We start from the raw sequence: 16,034 nt of genomic DNA, 5'->3' as shown, positions 1-16,034 counted from the left end.
ATCTTATTCCGTCCACTTATCCATAACAGCAGCCGTTACTAAGTCTCCACTTAAGTTTACGGAGGTACGACACATATCAAGAAATCGATCTACGCCAAAGATGATTGCGATTCCCTCCACTGGAATGTTAAAGCTATGTAAAATAGATCCTAAGATCACTATCCCGACTCCAGGTGTGGCGGCAGTTCCAATGGAAGCCCCAGTAACTGTAATGACGAGTAAAATTAGTTGAAAGAAAGTAAATTCGATCTGGTAGACTTGACTTAGAAAAATTGTAGCAACTGCCTGATATAAAGCGGTTCCATCCATATTGATAGTAGCACCTAATGGTAGAACAAAGTCTGCCACCTTTTCGCGAATCTTAAGTTTGTCTTTTGCTAGTTTTAAACTTATGGGTAAAACGGAACTGGAACTTGAAGTTGAGAATCCAAGTATCTGTACTTCCCGAATGTTTTTAAGAAAGTTAATTGGATTTCTTTTTGCGATTAGTAAGACAATGATGAGATAGAATAGAAGTAAAATGAACAAACCCAGTAACACAGATAAAACATAATAGAATAATCCCGAGATCAAACTAATACCTATTTGTGTAATTGCAAAGGCCATCAAACCAAAAACGGCAACGGGCGCGAGTTTCATGGCAATCGTTACGATCCATATAGAAAAGGCTTCAATCGATTTCAGAAATAGTTTTAATGGATCGCTTGTGACGTTCGCAGAGGACAGGAAAAAGATCCCGAGAAGAACCCCAAGCAAAACGAGAGATAACATTCTTTGCTCGGCAATATAACGAAAGATATTTTTTGGGACGAGATTGGCAATGGTTTGAGGGATACTTTCTTCCGTAGTGTTTTGCAATTGAGGAGTTGTTGACACAATCTTACTTCGATTTAAGTCAATTTTTTTACCTGGTTCAAGGAGAGTAGCAATTGATATGCCGATTATAATCGCGATCATGGTCGTGAATAGAAAATAGAACATAGTTTTTGACCCTAAATTAACCAATTCAGAGAGACTAGAAAGGCTAGAAACACCTAAGGCCACTGAGGCGATTACTAAAGGTATCATAATCATCTGCAATAGATTTAAAAATAGATCTCCTGGTAACTTTAGCCAAGGGATAATCTCTAAAGAAACATGCGAGGGGATGAGATTCGTTTCGGGATGCAGACATACCCCTATAACAGTCCCCGCGATGAAGGCGGTTACAATCATTAGCCAAAATGGGATAGATTTTAATGTCATGACCGAAGTTTTAAATTCTTGATTTAGATTGCAATATAGAGTTGAAATAGCTCAATTTTTTGTAAAATTTTGGCTCCATTTTTAATTTTTCTAACTTCAATTTCATAAACCTCTCGGGCTTTTTGGATTTCCTTCATGGTTCGGTGCAGGGCTGCTTTTTTTTCTGGACGATTATCCCATTTGAACGCTGCTTCCTGACGCATTAACTTTTCTTCGAGTTGCCGTATCATTTTCTGATGCGATAATTCGAGTTTGTATTCTTCTTTTTGAAAAATTGATAGTGTTTCTTTTCGCAAAGTATTGGTTTTTTCCTGCACCTCGTTTAAAAGGATCGGATAACTTTCAATAAATGCTGTTTCAATCTTTGAAAGCGACAATTCGGTTTCGGGAACATAAGTTTTGGCGGTTTCCCAAGCTTTACCGATTTCGTTAACTACAATCATAGAATTGGTCTTCAAGTCATATTCTAAAAAAAATAATTCACGACGTTTGAGTGAAAATTGAAATTCAACTAGGTAAACAAATAAAATTCGATGTTTTAATTCGGAAGAAGTCACATATTTCTTTTTGTTTCCGATATTGGAAACTGTTAGAAGTTCTGTTACTTTTTCTACAAACGGATGTCCAAACGCCAAGAACTCTAGAGAATCATTTGTAAGTGCTAAATCAGAATCAAAAGTGGCGGGTTTCGTTTTTCCTTCTGCATTTGTATATTGGTATAAACCATTTGTTTTTGAACTTAGTTTCCCTGGCAGTTGGTCTAGGAAGTATTTTGAACCAGCTGTTACGATTTCTTCTAAGTGTTGGTTATTCCATTCTCGATCATCAAAGGTATGATCGTAATAATCTTTTAAATTGAAATCCAATAGTTTAGGTGTTACTAGAGAATTTAATTTTTCGAATCCCTTCTGGGCAACTTGAATTCGCAGATCAAGTTCCGTATCTATTTCTTCCTTAGTTTTTGTACCTGTGATAAAGTGCATGAAGCTTGAATTGAAATCTAATTCTTCTTCGATCGTACCTAAAAGTTCGTCCGAGGCTCCAATTGATTCTTCAAATAATTTAATTTTATTTGTTAATACTTCTAATATTCGTTCTGCGACAGTATCCTTCGAAGCAAAATTAAATATATATACATTATCTTTTTGTCCAAATCTATGAATCCTTCCGATGCGTTGCTCAATTTTTAGCGGACTCCATGGAAGATCATAATTGAACAATATATTAGCAAACTGTAAATTACGTCCCTCGCCACCGGCTTCGGTGCAGATTAATATTTCGCAGTCTTCTTTAAATCTTTGAATGGCTTTCTCTTTGTCGTCCATGCTAAGCGAACCATGGAATGATGAAATTTTGAATTCTGATTCTAATAGTGATTGGATGTGATCTTGTGTGGTTCTGAATTGAGTGAAGATGATAAATTTCTTATGACCTTCTTTTTTTAGCTTAGCTAAAGTTTCTTTGAGCTTTTGTGATTTGCGATCTTCTTTGATTTGTCTTCCAATGTGGATGAGTCGATTCAGGGTGAACAATTCGCGTTTGATTCGTTGGAAGTTTGACATTTCTGCTTCATCAAGTTCAGTTAGAAAGTCTTCTACACCTTCCGTTTCGTCCATATCCCAATCATCAACTGAAACCTCATTTTCCTTCATGTAATGAAATTTTGTTTCAAGCATGAACTTTCTTTTCTGGAGAGCGGAGAGAAGAGCAACGACAGAAGAATCTAATAATTTTTGGAATACAATCATCACAAAGCCGACAGCTCGGTTTTTAGTACCCATGGCAAGGTTATATTCTCTACGCACATATTCGGTAGTCTCATCATAAAACTGCCGTTCTATGGGAGATAAATCGATTCTTACTGTTTTTGCGAATCGTTTTGTAAATCCACCGACTTCTACCTTTCGCCTACGTAATAAGACCTTGGATATTTTTTCTTTTAAATCTGTTTTTCCACCTAAGATGTAGTCATTAACAAATGTGTGATATGGACCAAGGATGTTCGGATCGACTAAATGAAGTAAATAAAAAAGCTCCTCTAATTTTCCTCGAAAAGGTGTGGCGGTTAAAAGAAGCAAACACTCGGTTTTCCTTGCTATTTTCTCTGCAAATAGATAGCTTCTTGTAATTTTTGAATAATCTCTTCGTAATCTATGCGCTTCATCAAATACGACGATATCCCATTTGACTTTTAAAATTTCTTCAGCATATTTTGGATTTTTGATAAAATCAATGGATGTGATGACTTTATTAAAATTTTTCCAATGGTCAGGTCCATTGGTTAGGAAATTTCTTCGGCGAATGATCTCAAAATCTTCGTTAAATTTATTTTTCATTTCCTGCTGCCATTGCACAAGGAGAGGAGATGGAGTGACAACAAGAACCTTTTTAAGTCCACGTCGAAAGATTAACTCTTTGACAGCGAGACCGGCCTCTATGGTTTTTCCTAATCCAACCTCGTCGGCAAGAATGAATCTAGGCTTTAAACTATTAGCAACAATGAAGGTAGATTCAATTTGGTGTGGTAGTAAACGAGTCCTAGAATTTGAAAGAGAAGAAAGTTTATTAAAATTGTGAGTACGTTTAAGTTGGTGGGCAATTAAGGAAATTTCCATGGCCCTGTGGTATTCCTCCCAGTCTTTTAATGCGGAAGGATACTTAGGAAGTAAATGTAGATTGGCATTTGTTTTATTTACTGATTTAAATAATTCTCTTGAGGGAAAGTAGAGTTCATATCCAGTGATAGATTCATTTGTGATTTTTGCAAAACCAAGTTCTGGATTATCCGTTAGGAATGCGTACTCATAATTAAGTGTAGATATTTGTGTAGTTTCAAAATCTAAACTTAGCTGTGTTGGGATCTCCATCAAACTCCTTTTTTATTACCCCAGAGAAACTTATGTATTTGTAATGACAAACGAGACTTAGGTGGGTTTGCCACTTTAAGCCATTCCACTAGTTCTTTTGCATCCAGATCTTCATGAACAGGCGAAAATAGAATGTTTGTATCGGGTTTTTTCTCGTGAAGAATTTCCAAACTTCTTTGAAAATCGATTCTATCTCGAATCACGAACTTGATTTCGTCAAGAGAATTATGTCTCTTTTTTAGAATCTCGAAATTTTCTATATGCATCTCGCTTTCCATGCCCGATCCGGGCAATTTGTAATCCATTGTAAAAACTCGACTTGGTTTTTCGTCGATTTCCTCTTTTCCGTTCGTCTCTATGCGGGATGCGGGATAGGGGAATTGTTCCTGAATGCGAAACCTATAAATATGATCAGAAAGGGATCGCGTCAGAAGTCCGTTCTTACCCTCGAGAGGTTCGCCTCCCGTAATGATGATCTGTTTTTGATGGTGAGGATCGTTTTGTAATAATTGTGCGAGAATCTCTTCTAAAGATTTATGCTCACCCTGTTCTGGTCCTAACGCATAAGGAGTATCACACCAAAGTTTTTTATCTCCTACTTTCCCACATCTTAGGGAACAACCAGCGAAGCGTATAAATTGTGTCGGAATGCCTTGTGAGATACCCTCTCCTGAGATAGAGTCGTAAATTTCGTGAATTTTACCAAACATGGATTGTTCCTTTCTATGACAGGAAATCATAAATTGTTCTTGCGAAAAGTTAAAATATAACTAATTTCTAAAAGTCATGCAAGTTGAAGGCAAACTTGAATATCCAAACATAGTTACCGGTGAAAAGCAGGAAAATCATTTACTCTTAAGGCTCAGGACTCCACCTAATCCAGCTTTAACGGAAAGACAACCGATTGTAATTGGTTTAGCGATCGACAAGAGTTGGTCGATGAAAGGTGAAAAAATCGAGTCCGTCATTGAGGCTTCTTGTGCTTTAGTCAATTGGCTCACGAGACATGACTCATTATCTATCATCGCTTATTCTGCCGATGTACAAATCATCCAACCATTGACCAATCTTACCGAAAAGATATCCGTAACAGATAGAATCAAAAACATTCAGGTGGCTACATCCACAAATCTAAGTGGTGGCTGGCTTTCTGCACTTCGGTCTATAGAATCCGCAAACATCCCAAACGCATACAAACGAGTCATCTTACTTACAGACGGCAATCCAACATCGGGTATCAAAGAACCAGCCGATCTTATACAAATTGCGAAAGACCATTTTTCGAGAGGAATCTCGACAACGACAATTGGTGTGGGTGATGACTTTAATGAAGCGATTCTTATGGAAATCGCGAAAGTGGGCGGAGGAAATTTCTATTTTGTAGACAATCCAGAAATGGCATCGGATATCTTTTTTCGTGAATTCGGAGATATAGGCGCATTATATGCCCAGGCGATTGACGTAAATTTAGAGTTTGCTCCTGGTGTGCAATTTATAGAATTAATGAATGATTTTTCTTATCAAATTTTTGAAGAAATTGATGAATTTCATGGAAACGCGAAAAGCCTTTCTAGGCAGAAAGTAAATATTCAGTTAGGTGATCTTCGATCGGATGATTTAAAAAGTCTAGTAATCAAATTAGAAATTGATGAGACCTTACAGAAAATAGATGGCCCATTGTATAAGGCCAAAGTTACTTATTATAATTTATTGAATAAAATGAAATTGGAGAGTATTGAATCCGAAATTTCGATATCGTATTCAACTACCAAAGGCAAACAAGATCCAGATGTTTTAGTCGAGATCGTGATTTTGAATGCAGCACGAGGCATCAAACAGATTACGGAAGAAGTTAGATTAGGTAATATTGACCAAGCCCGAAGTATCTTAGCCGGCCTCATACAGGATGTGGAAACAAATAAACAATATTCACCTAACGCACTTGGATCTGTTTTAACGCGACTTCTTGCAATGGACACAAAAATTCAAGAGAAGGTTAATAATCTGACTAAACATATTTTTGCAGGTTCTTCTTTTATCGCGAGAGGTCCTGAGAAGATAGATCTTAAGGGTGTCAAACTCCATGATGAAATTTTTGAATATAAGACAATCGGCGATATCGATCTTTATAAATGTCCAGAAATAAAGTCTATGGTTGAGAAAAAATTAGAGGAAGGATTTAGGTATATGATCTTTGATATGGTGGAGACCGCTCATATCGATTCTTCGGCCATTGGGACTTTGATTCAGATTGTTGGTTGGTTGCGAAGAAGAGGCGGGGAGTTCATCACGTGCAACCTTCGGGATTCCGTGCGGAAAGTTTTCGAAATCACCCGATTGTACAACCATATCAGAGTCGCTGAATCTATGGTGGAAGCTCGAGAGTCTTTACAAAGAATCATCTTTGCAAAAGAAGGCGAAGAAAATAACTAGACTGTTAGGCTAACCAGCGTTCAGCTTCTTCAATCGCTTCCTTCAGTTCTGCGATGATAGTCGGAGATAGAGCGATCCCCTTCTGGGTCGGTTTGTATTCTCCATTAGCGTCTGTATACCAAACTCGGATGTTAAAGAGAGTTTGTCCTTTAAATTCAGAAATTTCAACCCGAACAATTTCTCCACGTCCTTTATCAATATCTTTGATGATTCCTGTTTTTGGCATCTTAGTAAGTCTCCACAAATAGTTGTTCTTTTACTTCTAATTCTTTCTTAAACTCTTCATAAGGCAACGAGGTTTTAACGGCTGCCATCACTTCATCAATCACACCTTTTTCCATCCCCTTCGGGCCACCACAAATATAGATCTTTGCGTTCTTTGCAAGAGAGGTCTCGATCGTATCGCTAAGTTCTCGCAATCGGTGTGAGATGTACATTTTGCCTCCATCAAAAGAATTTTTTTCTTCGCGGCTAATGGCTGTAATGAATTTAAAATTCGAGTGTTTTGCCTGCATTTTCTCAAAATAGTCACGAAGGACAATTTCATCCGAATACGGAGCGCCGTAGATTAGATAGATATTGCCCTGGAAACGAAATAGCTTGTGTTCAAGTAGTTCCTCCACCATGCCAAAAAATGGAGCAACTCCCGTGCCCGTAGCACAAAAGAAAAAATCACCATCAAAATCCGACTGAGGCAGAATGAATTTTTTACCGGCTGGACCTGTTAATATGACTTCTTCTCCAGGTTTGAGATCACACATGTAATTCGAGCACACACCTCTATGAACAATGTTTCCCTCACCATCATATACATTGTCTCTCTTAATCACAAATTCGATCTTGTCCTTTGTTTGCCCAAAGCTATGAGAAGGGGAAGCTATCGAGTAAAGTCGGATGGTATAGCTGGTATCAGGTGAGCCTTTTTCCACTTTGGCTGGGTCGTTTCCTGGTGGAATGACGCCAGCACTCTGCCCGATCAGGTACGGATAGGTATCATGGTTGAGAGAAATGGTAATTCTGTGGACAGCCGATTCACCTTCTGAACGGGGACGTTTCGCTTTTTCCGGGGCAGGAGTTAGACAAACGTTAGAAATCACCTTTCCCAGGAGCGGATTGGACTTTTTGAATAGGTTGATCTGTGGTGTAGGCAATGGTCTTCCTCTGTTGCTAGGGTTTTTAGTCAAGCTTGCCGAGTCAATGAAAGCAAAAATTGGCACCGTCGCAGGTCGCAAAATCTAATAAAAAATTATGTCTCTTGATTGACTGAAAATTGCAGGTTTTTACGCTTTAGTCAATGCTGTAGGTCAGCCGATTCCTATAACATCATCTACTCGGGAAAAATGCATGCTTTCAATTGAAAAGAAAAACCAAACTACAGAATCGTCGATTGCTCCCTTCCCATTCCTTCATAAAAAAATAGAACAGCATGCCAGTAAGTTGATAGAAAGTATGAGTCTTTTAGAACAACCGGATCCAACAAGTTGGGCGGTTGTAGACTTCAAAGGAAAGATTCTATTTTCTGGCGCTTCCCGAGACGTGTCAGAAAAGTCGGAATTTTTATTCTGAGATCCGCATGAATTCTCAACTAAAAACGATCTTAGTCATCATATCTCTTTTGCTTCTTTCTACACAAGGACAGGCAAAGGGCTATGGGATGGCAGGGTGCGGATTTGGATCTCTCATTCCGGCATGGAAAAATGACATCTCTCAGGTCCTGGCTGCAACAACCAATGCTTCTACTTCCAGTCAAACTTTTGGGATCACTTCAGGAACACTCAATTGCACAGATGATGGTATCGTTCGATTAGAAAAAGCCCAAGAGGTTTTCGTACATTTCAACCAAGTAGGACTAGAATCAGAATTCGCGAAGGGTACGGGAGAACGTATCGAAGCCATTGCTTCGCTACTCGGCTGTCCTACACATGGAAAACAGATAGGAATGTTATCAAAAAGAAAATTTGAAACGATTGTTACCAAAGAAACCAGAAGAGATTCTAATTTATTATTAGGGGCGTTAAAAAAAGAAATTGGAAATGATCCCGAGTTAAGTCTCGCTTGTAATTATTGATTTTTAAACTTAGTTTTCGTTTTTGCTTAACGATTATATTGTTTCATGCGGATTTCATTTTAGCACAATCAAGTGCAAATTTAGAACCTCACCCACCTAGCAGAATTAATGCTGGCATCGGATACTCTAGCTATGGAAATTTTTTAGAATTTCAATTCAGGCCTTATTCTCATGACCTACTCAATGTAGCTACAGGCTATGTCCCCCATTCCGAATCAGGTAAAGGGAATGCGACCTTGCGGTATTATGAAGGAAAAAATCGACTGGAGATTACTAAATTCAGTATCATCCGAATGATGTCTTTGACTCCTTACTCAAGCTTTAGTGAATCGAAAAGTTACGGATTGGATGTTGGGCTAGAAAGTGTAACGACAATTAAAAAAACGAATGCATTTGATCTAGAAGGTGATGAAAAAAAAAGAATCACTCCGTTAAACGGAGATTTTTTGATTGGTTACACTTTTGAAAACGAAATGGCAGATTCTAAACGAACTTTGATTTTTTCTGTGATGGCAGGCGTAAAATCTCAGTTTCATCCATATTTTAATGATTTTATGAGGATCGGTCCACAGGCTGTTTTAAATGTTTTGTATGAATTGAGAAATTTAAAATTTCAATATTTATCCGGATTTCAATATTATGCGGTGCAAGGGAATCAAAATGATTTTGTGAATTCTCTTAAAATGAGATATACTCTTCAGCGAAATCAAGAAATTAGAATTGAGATATCGAAAATGAAATTCGACCAAGAGATTTTATGTAGTTATGTCTTTATGTTCTGAGATTTATTCTTCGGGAAGGATTCTCGAAATTTCGGAATTATAGCGATATGCTGTTTCTTGTGAAGATAAATAGCCATAAGCTCCCATTTCAAATAAAACAGAGGCAGTGATTCCATAACTCCCATCCGTTCTGAAGTCGCAGGCTTTTTTGTTAGCTGGTGATATCCTTATATCTCTTGGGTTTAGAAATAGAAAATCATCTGGGCAGTTCACATGCGTAAATTCTTTACCGTCAGCGTGTCTTGCTTCATGTAAAATTGTGAGAAAGCGATCGAGTTTATTGAGTGAAAAAAATTGTTTTCCTAAAATGACTTCACCATTTTGAAAGTAAGCGATAAAATCGCCTGTCGCACCACTTGAATAGCTTTTAATCCGTGTTTGTATCCAGTTAACTAACTTTCTACCTGAAAAACCAAATTTAAATATGGATTCAAAGTTAGAATGACGTAAATATGCTTTCTTATCGATTCTGAGTTTCCTAGCTTCAAAATCTTCAGCATACTTAAAAGTTTCCTTCAGAATTTTTGATTCTTTTGGAGAAAGGCGATTGTCTTCCGCTAGCAAGGAATTGGCGGAAAGTGTAGAGATTAGTTGAAGTACTAATATACTAATTGTTATCTTAAAATTGCGCTTGAACTCCTCCATAATAAAATCTTGGTCGTATCGGATTGTAAGTAAGCTCATACTTATCGAGTAGGTTGTCCACTCCGAAAAACAAAGACATACGACCTTCGAAGAATTTTTTTTCTAATCTGAGGTTAATTAGAGCAAATTCTTTTCCGTAAGTCACATTGCTATTCTGACCTTCAATCAAAGTCGTACTCGAACCAGCAAAATCACTCGTACTTGAATAAAAAGGTCTTTTACCGATCCACTTTGTTCTAATAGCAAGCTCCCAGCCCATTGGTGCATTGATAAAAACATTGGTTGTAACTTGGTGTCGTGCTCTTCCTTCGAGCGGACGATCAGAAGTGAGATCTCGTGTGTCGGTATAATTCAAACCCAATTCATAAGCAACATATTTGAATGCGCGAGTTCGCATGCCCAATTCCGCACCACGCGTATAGGCTTCCTTAATATTTGTTAATTGGAACGATGCAAATTCTGAGGAGGTGGTTCCATAATTGTACTGAATGAGATCGGTAATGACATTCCTGAAAATACTAAACGAAAAACTTAGATTTTTTAGAGGACTATATTCGACATCCGCATTGACCGTTCTGGATTTCTCAGGTCTTAACTTAGAATTGCCATCGACAACGTAACCTACACCAGGATTTTCAAATCTTAGGTAGAGTTCTTGAAAGGTTGGAGGTCTAAAACCAAATCCGTAGCTCGCACGTATAACAAGCTGGGAGGTTAGATCAACGCGCGTTGCGATTTTGGGTGTTGTTTGGCCACCAAACTGTGAATCAACGTCATGACGAATTCCAGGTATGATTCTCCATATGATTCCGTTTTTCCAAGCAGTCCATTCGTCTTGAAGAAATACGGCCCTTCTAGTTCTATAAGCGAATCTTTGTGTTAAGCGGTCTGATTCAAGTTCATTTGCATAAGATTCAATTCCCATTGTAAGCATATGCCTTTCGTTTAATTCATGATCCAATTGGATCGTTCCTTGGGATGTTTTATCGTTTGTAAGTTCTTTGGTATCTAGCTCGTCTGACGCACGCTGGTCTAATTTATACTTATTTTCCCATCGAGCATAATTTCCTCTAAAGGAAATCATATTACGTTTTCCGTACGAATATTCTATTGCGCCCAGACCTAAAAAATCGTTGGTTGCATTGGACCTATCAAAAAGACCTCCAGATTTTTGAGAGATGATTCCTTGTTGGAATCTACTGAGATAAAAAAGCCCTGTTTTTACTTTCAATTGGCCATCGGGATTGAAAGTCATATTACCACCGAGATTTGAGTCTTGAAAGGCGTTGCCAGTCGTTGATTTCGTTGTAGGATCTAGATCATAGCCAGCGGATTGGTTATAACCACCATTAAAGCTGGCTGCAACGAATTCGTTTCGGAAACCCACATCGGCAATCATGTTCTTTTCACCTTGGGTTCCATAATTCAGCTCTCGTCCATTTCCGTAAGTTGCTCGAAACTGGTAGTGCTCTGGTTTTTCGGATTGTCTTGTGATGATATTGATTACACCACCTATGGCATCAGCACCGTAAAGAGCAGATGAAGATCCTTTTACAATTTCAATCCGTTCGATATTCTGTACTTTAAAGCGTGTTAAATCAACTGTATTGTTTAATCTACCCGCGATCCTTTGTCCATCGACTAAAAAAAGAACATACTTCGAATCAAGGCCGAGCATTTGAACTTGAGAGCCACCTAGCGCGTTAGGTGTGACATTCAATCCAAGTTGTGTCTCTAAAACCTCACCGAGATTTCTAGCACCCGTTTGTTCGATTCGTTTTCGAGATATGACTTCTGTTGCGACAGTTGAATCTTTCAAACGGCGCTCTCCGCGTGATCCTGTAACGACGATTCCGTTTTGATTGTCTAGATCTTTAAACCTATCTTCTTCTGGTAATTTTTCAGGAGTTTTGTTTTCGTCGGGCGTTTCTACTTTTATTGGCTCTTCTTTATTGTTAGTTTCTGTCGAGACAGGAGATTTTGGATTCGGTTTTGTTTTTCCCTGAGAATATATTTCAATAAAAGGAATCAAATTGAAAAGAATAGATAATACGAGAACACGTTTCATATTCTAAAGATTAGGGAAGTTTTTTCCATCTGATTGTTGGATAGCCAGATGTACCTGCTTCACTATAATAACTTTCCATTTTCACAGCATAATAACTATTTCCAGTTCCGCTTCGAACTATATAGACATTGCCTTTCGTGGTTAAATTTCCTATTTCATAATTAAACCAATCTGTAAGAAGCGAGTTACCTATAAAATCTCCTACTGCTCCGCCTACACCTTGTGTAGTAGACCGACCATCAATCGTAAATTTATCTGCCATACAATTCTGATTGTTTTGAGAATTTGATGCTGCGATAGAAACTGTATTGGAGTTAGATAAGCAGGCCCCTCCGAATCCCGAGGCGTTTGTACTGCCGCTGTTTGTGGATATTTTATAGCGATTGAACGCTATATCCCAAGATGTGCTTGATGCCAAGGATTGTGGCACTTGAGAATTTGTTTGAAAGTTGAAGTAGATATAAAAATCTAAATTTGTAGCATTGATTCGAGTAAGCGTTGTTCCTTCCGTATCTGCACGCGAATACACGATTTTATCCAACGTATTCGGATCAGCGGCTCTTAAAATCTGCAACGCATATTGATTGGCTAGTTGTGTTTGCTCGGAAACACTTCCGCGTTCACGAGCACACCCAACGAATGAGAAGAATAAGATAAGTAAAAGATACTTACAAATTCGAATCATCTTTTTAAGGAGAGATTGTGTATCCAATCGTAGCAGCCTGGCTTCGAGATGGAATCGCATAAAAGAAATAGTAATAGGTTCCAGGAACCGTAATCACTGTTCTTGCAGAAGTAACGATTTTATGAGAAGTAGGAAACTCTGAGGTTGAATCTGCCGCATCTGTGGTGAAACCAGAATTATAACTCAATGCCGCCGCGGCTGCGAGTGGGCAAGAATCTGATTTGTATAAGATTCCAAACGCATTGCCCGTCATCGTTACGATGGTAGAAGCCGTAATCGTAAATTTTAGAGCAGAGGTCTGGTGAGCGACTACTGGGACCGTACCAACCTTTGAAATCGTTCCAGATTTCGAAGCTCCAGAAGCCGTTAGATCTGTTACATATGTATTGATCGCGCCTTTGCTCGACGTATTAACAACACAATCTCCGCCAGAGGAGGATAGGGCGAGTAGTAAGGCAGTATTTGTCGTGCTGTCGTCTTTTTCCTCTTTTTGGCATCCAGAGAATGCGAAGAGAGCGATCAGAAGGCATAGTGTCTTTCTTTTGGTGTTCATAAGTAATCCTTTTTTGTAACCATACTTTTTTATTGAGAGTGAGAATCAAATTCGTTTTTATTTCTGCCCACATTTTTTTTGTTTCCCGAGACATTTCCATGACACAGAAGAAAAGGCTCTTTTCTTAAGGTCATTTAACGAGAAGAAGACTATGAGAAACACAAAATCTGTTACCAACACGGACAATAAAAAAAATCAATTGTAATGAAAAGAAATATTCGTCAAAGATTCAAATTACATGTCTTTTCTTGAACTTACAGTGTATTTAGAACGAAACCAGAGTGAGTTATATACTAGGATTCAAGGAGACATAAAAGATTTAACAAAAACAAAACTTGTGTCTTTAACACATCTCGATTCCTCCTTCATCATCGATAACAAAACCTCTTCGATTGTCCTTCTGTGGTTCGATGAAGCAATCAGAGACAAACAAAAGTTTTTACTCGAAAATTACCCAGAAATTCCTTATATCTTGCTTTCTAGCAATGATCTAACCGAACAAGAGTTATTGGATTTTGCACATCCTACAAGAATGTTCCTGAGCGCCAAACTGTACTCGATTACGATGTTGCAGATGATGCTCGATTTTTCGGAGAGATTCATATCCGATATGAATCGTTCTTTCGAATTTGATAGGATGAAAGAAAGAATCGCAGTTTTGGAAAATGTTTTCGAGGAATCTTTAGATATACTCGTTCAGGTTGATCCTTCTTCAAAGGAAATCATCGGAATCAATAAGCAGGCATTAAGTGCCCTTGGGTATGATAGAGAAGAATTATTGGGCAAAGATTTTTCCATTTTACTCCCCATTGTTTCCTCTGATGTAGATGCAGAATTTGAAGGGAGTTTGATCGCAGGGAGTGCGCTTCAAACAAAGATGGGCCCGATCATACCTACGGAATCCTCTTTTCGTTTATTTCCAGCAAATGGAAAAATGGCGATCTGGGCTACATTTAGAGATATTACGGAAAGAAAAATTGCTCAGGAAGCGGTTAAATCTCAAAAAGCATTTTATGAATTTATTTTGGACAATATCGATTCGGATATCTCGGTTTTAGACAATAAATTTAGATATGAGTATTCAAATCCAAAGTTAGTGACGAGCCAAGAAATTAGAAAATGGCTAAACAAGAAGACCGACTACGAATTTGCAATGAAGATGAATTTTCCTCCCGACTTTGCGGAGGTACGTCGAACGCATCTAGAACGAGCCAGTAAAGAAAATGATATTGTAGAATTCGAAGAGATGATCAGCGATGAACATGATGTAAAAAAATACATTCTGAGAAAATACATTCCGATATCGGAAGCGGGAACTAGACGTTTCATCAGCTATGGAATCGACATCACCGACAGAAAGTTAGCGGAAGAGAGGATTTCCTATTTAGCTTATTACGACGCATTGACAGGACTTTCAAATCGTACTTTATTTATTGATCATGCGAATCAAGCTTTAAAAAACCCTAATAAGCAAAATGATATTTTCGCCTTCTATTTTTTTGATATAGATAATTTTAAATTTATCAACGATAGTCTCGGGCATGCGAAAGGTGATATGCTCTTACAAATGGTCGGAGCACGTTTAAAACGGATTATGCCAGAAGTTGACACGGTAGCGCGGTTTGGTGGTGATGAATTTGCGATTTTAAAACTTGATGTTGAAAACAAAGGAAAGGCAGCCGAATTTGCTCAAAAGATATTAGATATTTTAAGTCAACCATTCCATATAACTGGAAGGGATTTATATACAACGATTAGTATGGGAATTGCCATGTCACCTGGAGACGGTTTGGCGACGCAAGAATTATTGAAAAATGCAGACATGGCGATGTATAAAGCAAAAGATCTCGGAAGAAATAATTATAGATTTTATAGTCCCGAGCTGATTGAACGATCCGAAAAACGTTTATACATAGAAAATTCACTCAGAAAGGCCATTCAAAACAATGAACTTTCGTTATTTTTCCAACCTCAGATATCGATGAAAACTGGTAGAGTATGCGGCGCTGAGGCACTCATTCGTTGGAAACATCCGGAAAGAGGTTGGGTTCCGCCTTCGGAATTTATCCCTGTAGCAGAAGATTCGGGCATGATCGAACGCATTGGTGATTGGGTCTTGGAAGAGGCATGCAAAAATAAGCAAAGGTGGAATCAACAAAACTTAAACGGATTTAACGTTAGTATCAACGTTAGTGGCAAACAATTGAAACGAAACAATTGGGCACAAAAGGTACAAGCTACATTGGAACAGTTTCAAATCAAAGATGAGGAGATTGAGCTAGAATTGACGGAAAGTTCCATCATGGAAAATCCGGAAAAGAGTATCGAAGCATTCCGGTATCTCTCTGATCTTGGAATCAAAGTTTCGATTGATGATTTCGGAACTGGTTATTCCTCCCTTTCCTATTTGAAAAAAATAGATGCAGATAATCTTAAGATCGATCGTTCTTTTGTTATCGATCTTGAAACGAATGAAGACGACCAAGCTATCTGTAGAGCAATCATAAATATGGCAGTTTCTCTTGGAATGGAAGTTATCGCCGAAGGAGTTGAGACAGAAATCCAACGAGACCTTCTAAAAAGCTTTGGCTGTCATATCATACAAGGTTACTTCTATAGCAAACCTCTTCCGATTTCCGAATTTGAGGTATTTGTCAGAAAAATTAACACGTAAATTTTTATCTCCTA

Annotated in this window: 14 protein-coding genes; 5 read left to right on the top strand and 9 right to left on the bottom strand. The window is 38.1% G+C overall.

Features of this window, described 5'->3' with window-relative positions; genetic code table 11:
* Positions 1-3: 3 nt before the first annotated feature.
* The 3 genes from EHQ58_RS01375 to EHQ58_RS01365 are packed head-to-tail and all read right to left on the bottom strand — an operon-like array spanning position 4 to position 4,822.
* Entirely contained in the window at positions 4-1,245 is a 1,242-nt protein-coding gene (locus EHQ58_RS01375) for a dicarboxylate/amino acid:cation symporter (RefSeq protein ID WP_135621548.1), read from the bottom strand.
* 23 nt (positions 1,246-1,268) lie between these two features.
* On the bottom strand, positions 1,269-4,112 hold the full coding sequence (locus EHQ58_RS01370) for a DEAD/DEAH box helicase (protein WP_135621547.1): 2,844 nt from the start codon (positions 4,110-4,112) through the stop codon (positions 1,269-1,271).
* Positions 4,112-4,822: a 7-carboxy-7-deazaguanine synthase QueE gene (locus EHQ58_RS01365; protein WP_135621546.1), complete on the bottom strand. Its 711-nt coding sequence runs from the start codon at positions 4,820-4,822 to the stop codon at positions 4,112-4,114. The genes EHQ58_RS01370 and EHQ58_RS01365 overlap by 1 nt, the downstream gene beginning before the upstream one ends.
* Before the next feature lie 76 nt (positions 4,823-4,898).
* Between EHQ58_RS01365 and EHQ58_RS01360 the strand changes: the two genes are divergently transcribed.
* Positions 4,899-6,545 (top strand): VWA domain-containing protein, encoded by a 1,647-nt coding sequence (locus tag EHQ58_RS01360; RefSeq protein WP_135621545.1) that lies wholly within the window; start codon positions 4,899-4,901, stop codon positions 6,543-6,545.
* 4 nt (positions 6,546-6,549) lie between these two features.
* On the opposite strand, the gene EHQ58_RS01355 is transcribed toward EHQ58_RS01360, so the two are convergent.
* On the bottom strand, positions 6,550-6,771 hold the full coding sequence (locus tag EHQ58_RS01355; protein WP_135621544.1) for a transcriptional coactivator p15/PC4 family protein: 222 nt from the start codon (positions 6,769-6,771) through the stop codon (positions 6,550-6,552).
* A gap of 1 nt (position 6,772) precedes the next feature.
* Positions 6,773-7,696 (bottom strand): ferredoxin reductase domain-containing protein, encoded by a 924-nt coding sequence (locus tag EHQ58_RS01350; protein WP_135621543.1) that lies wholly within the window; start codon positions 7,694-7,696, stop codon positions 6,773-6,775.
* Between the two features lie 193 nt (positions 7,697-7,889).
* Between EHQ58_RS01350 and EHQ58_RS01345 the strand changes: the two genes are divergently transcribed.
* The 3 genes from EHQ58_RS01345 to EHQ58_RS01335 are packed head-to-tail and all read left to right on the top strand — an operon-like array spanning position 7,890 to position 9,395.
* Positions 7,890-8,111, top strand: coding sequence for a hypothetical protein (locus tag EHQ58_RS01345; protein WP_135621542.1), 222 nt, complete (start codon positions 7,890-7,892; stop codon positions 8,109-8,111).
* A 7-nt stretch (positions 8,112-8,118) separates the two neighbouring features.
* Complete coding sequence (locus EHQ58_RS01340; protein ID WP_135621541.1) at positions 8,119-8,613, top strand: DUF3015 family protein; 495 nt, start codon at positions 8,119-8,121, stop codon at positions 8,611-8,613.
* Positions 8,610-9,395, top strand: coding sequence for a DUF7840 domain-containing protein (locus EHQ58_RS01335; RefSeq protein ID WP_167883499.1), 786 nt, complete (start codon positions 8,610-8,612; stop codon positions 9,393-9,395). The genes EHQ58_RS01340 and EHQ58_RS01335 overlap by 4 nt, the downstream gene beginning before the upstream one ends.
* A 3-nt stretch (positions 9,396-9,398) precedes the next feature.
* Here the strand turns inward: EHQ58_RS01335 and EHQ58_RS01330 are convergent, their stop codons facing one another.
* The 4 genes from EHQ58_RS01330 to EHQ58_RS01315 are packed head-to-tail and all read right to left on the bottom strand — an operon-like array spanning position 9,399 to position 13,346.
* The gene (locus EHQ58_RS01330) at positions 9,399-10,079 is read right to left on the bottom strand and encodes a hypothetical protein (protein ID WP_246047019.1); all 681 of its coding nucleotides are present in this window, start codon (positions 10,077-10,079) and stop codon (positions 9,399-9,401) included.
* The gene (locus EHQ58_RS01325) at positions 10,015-12,108 is read right to left on the bottom strand and encodes a TonB-dependent receptor plug domain-containing protein (RefSeq protein WP_135621539.1); all 2,094 of its coding nucleotides are present in this window, start codon (positions 12,106-12,108) and stop codon (positions 10,015-10,017) included. The genes EHQ58_RS01330 and EHQ58_RS01325 overlap by 65 nt, the downstream gene beginning before the upstream one ends.
* A gap of 10 nt (positions 12,109-12,118) precedes the next feature.
* On the bottom strand, positions 12,119-12,820 hold the full coding sequence (locus EHQ58_RS01320) for an HmuY family protein (RefSeq protein WP_246047018.1): 702 nt from the start codon (positions 12,818-12,820) through the stop codon (positions 12,119-12,121).
* A complete protein-coding gene (locus tag EHQ58_RS01315; RefSeq protein WP_135621537.1) occupies positions 12,798-13,346 on the bottom strand; it encodes an LIC20153 family lipoprotein in 549 nt (182 codons plus the stop codon). Before EHQ58_RS01315 ends, EHQ58_RS01320 begins: the two co-directional genes overlap by 23 nt.
* 238 nt (positions 13,347-13,584) lie before the next feature.
* On the opposite strand from EHQ58_RS01315, the gene EHQ58_RS01310 reads away from it, so the two are divergent.
* Positions 13,585-16,020, top strand: coding sequence for a sensor domain-containing protein (locus EHQ58_RS01310; protein WP_135621536.1), 2,436 nt, complete (start codon positions 13,585-13,587; stop codon positions 16,018-16,020).
* The last annotated feature ends 14 nt before the right edge of the window (positions 16,021-16,034 follow it).

The organism is Leptospira ognonensis, assembly GCF_004770745.1.
Taxonomy (GTDB): domain Bacteria; phylum Spirochaetota; class Leptospiria; order Leptospirales; family Leptospiraceae; genus Leptospira_A; species Leptospira_A ognonensis.
This window is presented reverse-complemented; position numbering and strand designations above follow the sequence as displayed.

What these genes read in the sequence shown, in the direction of transcription:
- EHQ58_RS01375 (WP_135621548.1), bottom strand. Translation starts at nt 1,245, where the DNA reads ATGACATTAAAATCTATCCCATTTTGGCTAATGATTGTAACCGCCTTC.
- EHQ58_RS01370 (WP_135621547.1), bottom strand. Translation starts at nt 4,112, where the DNA reads ATGGAGATCCCAACACAGCTAAGTTTAGATTTTGAAACTACACAAATA.
- EHQ58_RS01365 (WP_135621546.1), bottom strand. Translation starts at nt 4,822, where the DNA reads ATGTTTGGTAAAATTCACGAAATTTACGACTCTATCTCAGGAGAGGGT.
- EHQ58_RS01360 (WP_135621545.1), top strand. Translation starts at nt 4,899, where the DNA reads ATGCAAGTTGAAGGCAAACTTGAATATCCAAACATAGTTACCGGTGAA.
- EHQ58_RS01355 (WP_135621544.1), bottom strand. Translation starts at nt 6,771, where the DNA reads ATGCCAAAAACAGGAATCATCAAAGATATTGATAAAGGACGTGGAGAA.
- EHQ58_RS01345 (WP_135621542.1), top strand. Translation starts at nt 7,890, where the DNA reads ATGCTTTCAATTGAAAAGAAAAACCAAACTACAGAATCGTCGATTGCT.
- EHQ58_RS01340 (WP_135621541.1), top strand. Translation starts at nt 8,119, where the DNA reads ATGAATTCTCAACTAAAAACGATCTTAGTCATCATATCTCTTTTGCTT.
- EHQ58_RS01330 (WP_246047019.1), bottom strand. Translation starts at nt 10,079, where the DNA reads ATGAGCTTACTTACAATCCGATACGACCAAGATTTTATTATGGAGGAG.
- EHQ58_RS01325 (WP_135621539.1), bottom strand. Translation starts at nt 12,108, where the DNA reads ATGAAACGTGTTCTCGTATTATCTATTCTTTTCAATTTGATTCCTTTT.
- EHQ58_RS01315 (WP_135621537.1), bottom strand. Translation starts at nt 13,346, where the DNA reads ATGAACACCAAAAGAAAGACACTATGCCTTCTGATCGCTCTCTTCGCA.
- EHQ58_RS01310 (WP_135621536.1), top strand. Translation starts at nt 13,585, where the DNA reads ATGTCTTTTCTTGAACTTACAGTGTATTTAGAACGAAACCAGAGTGAG.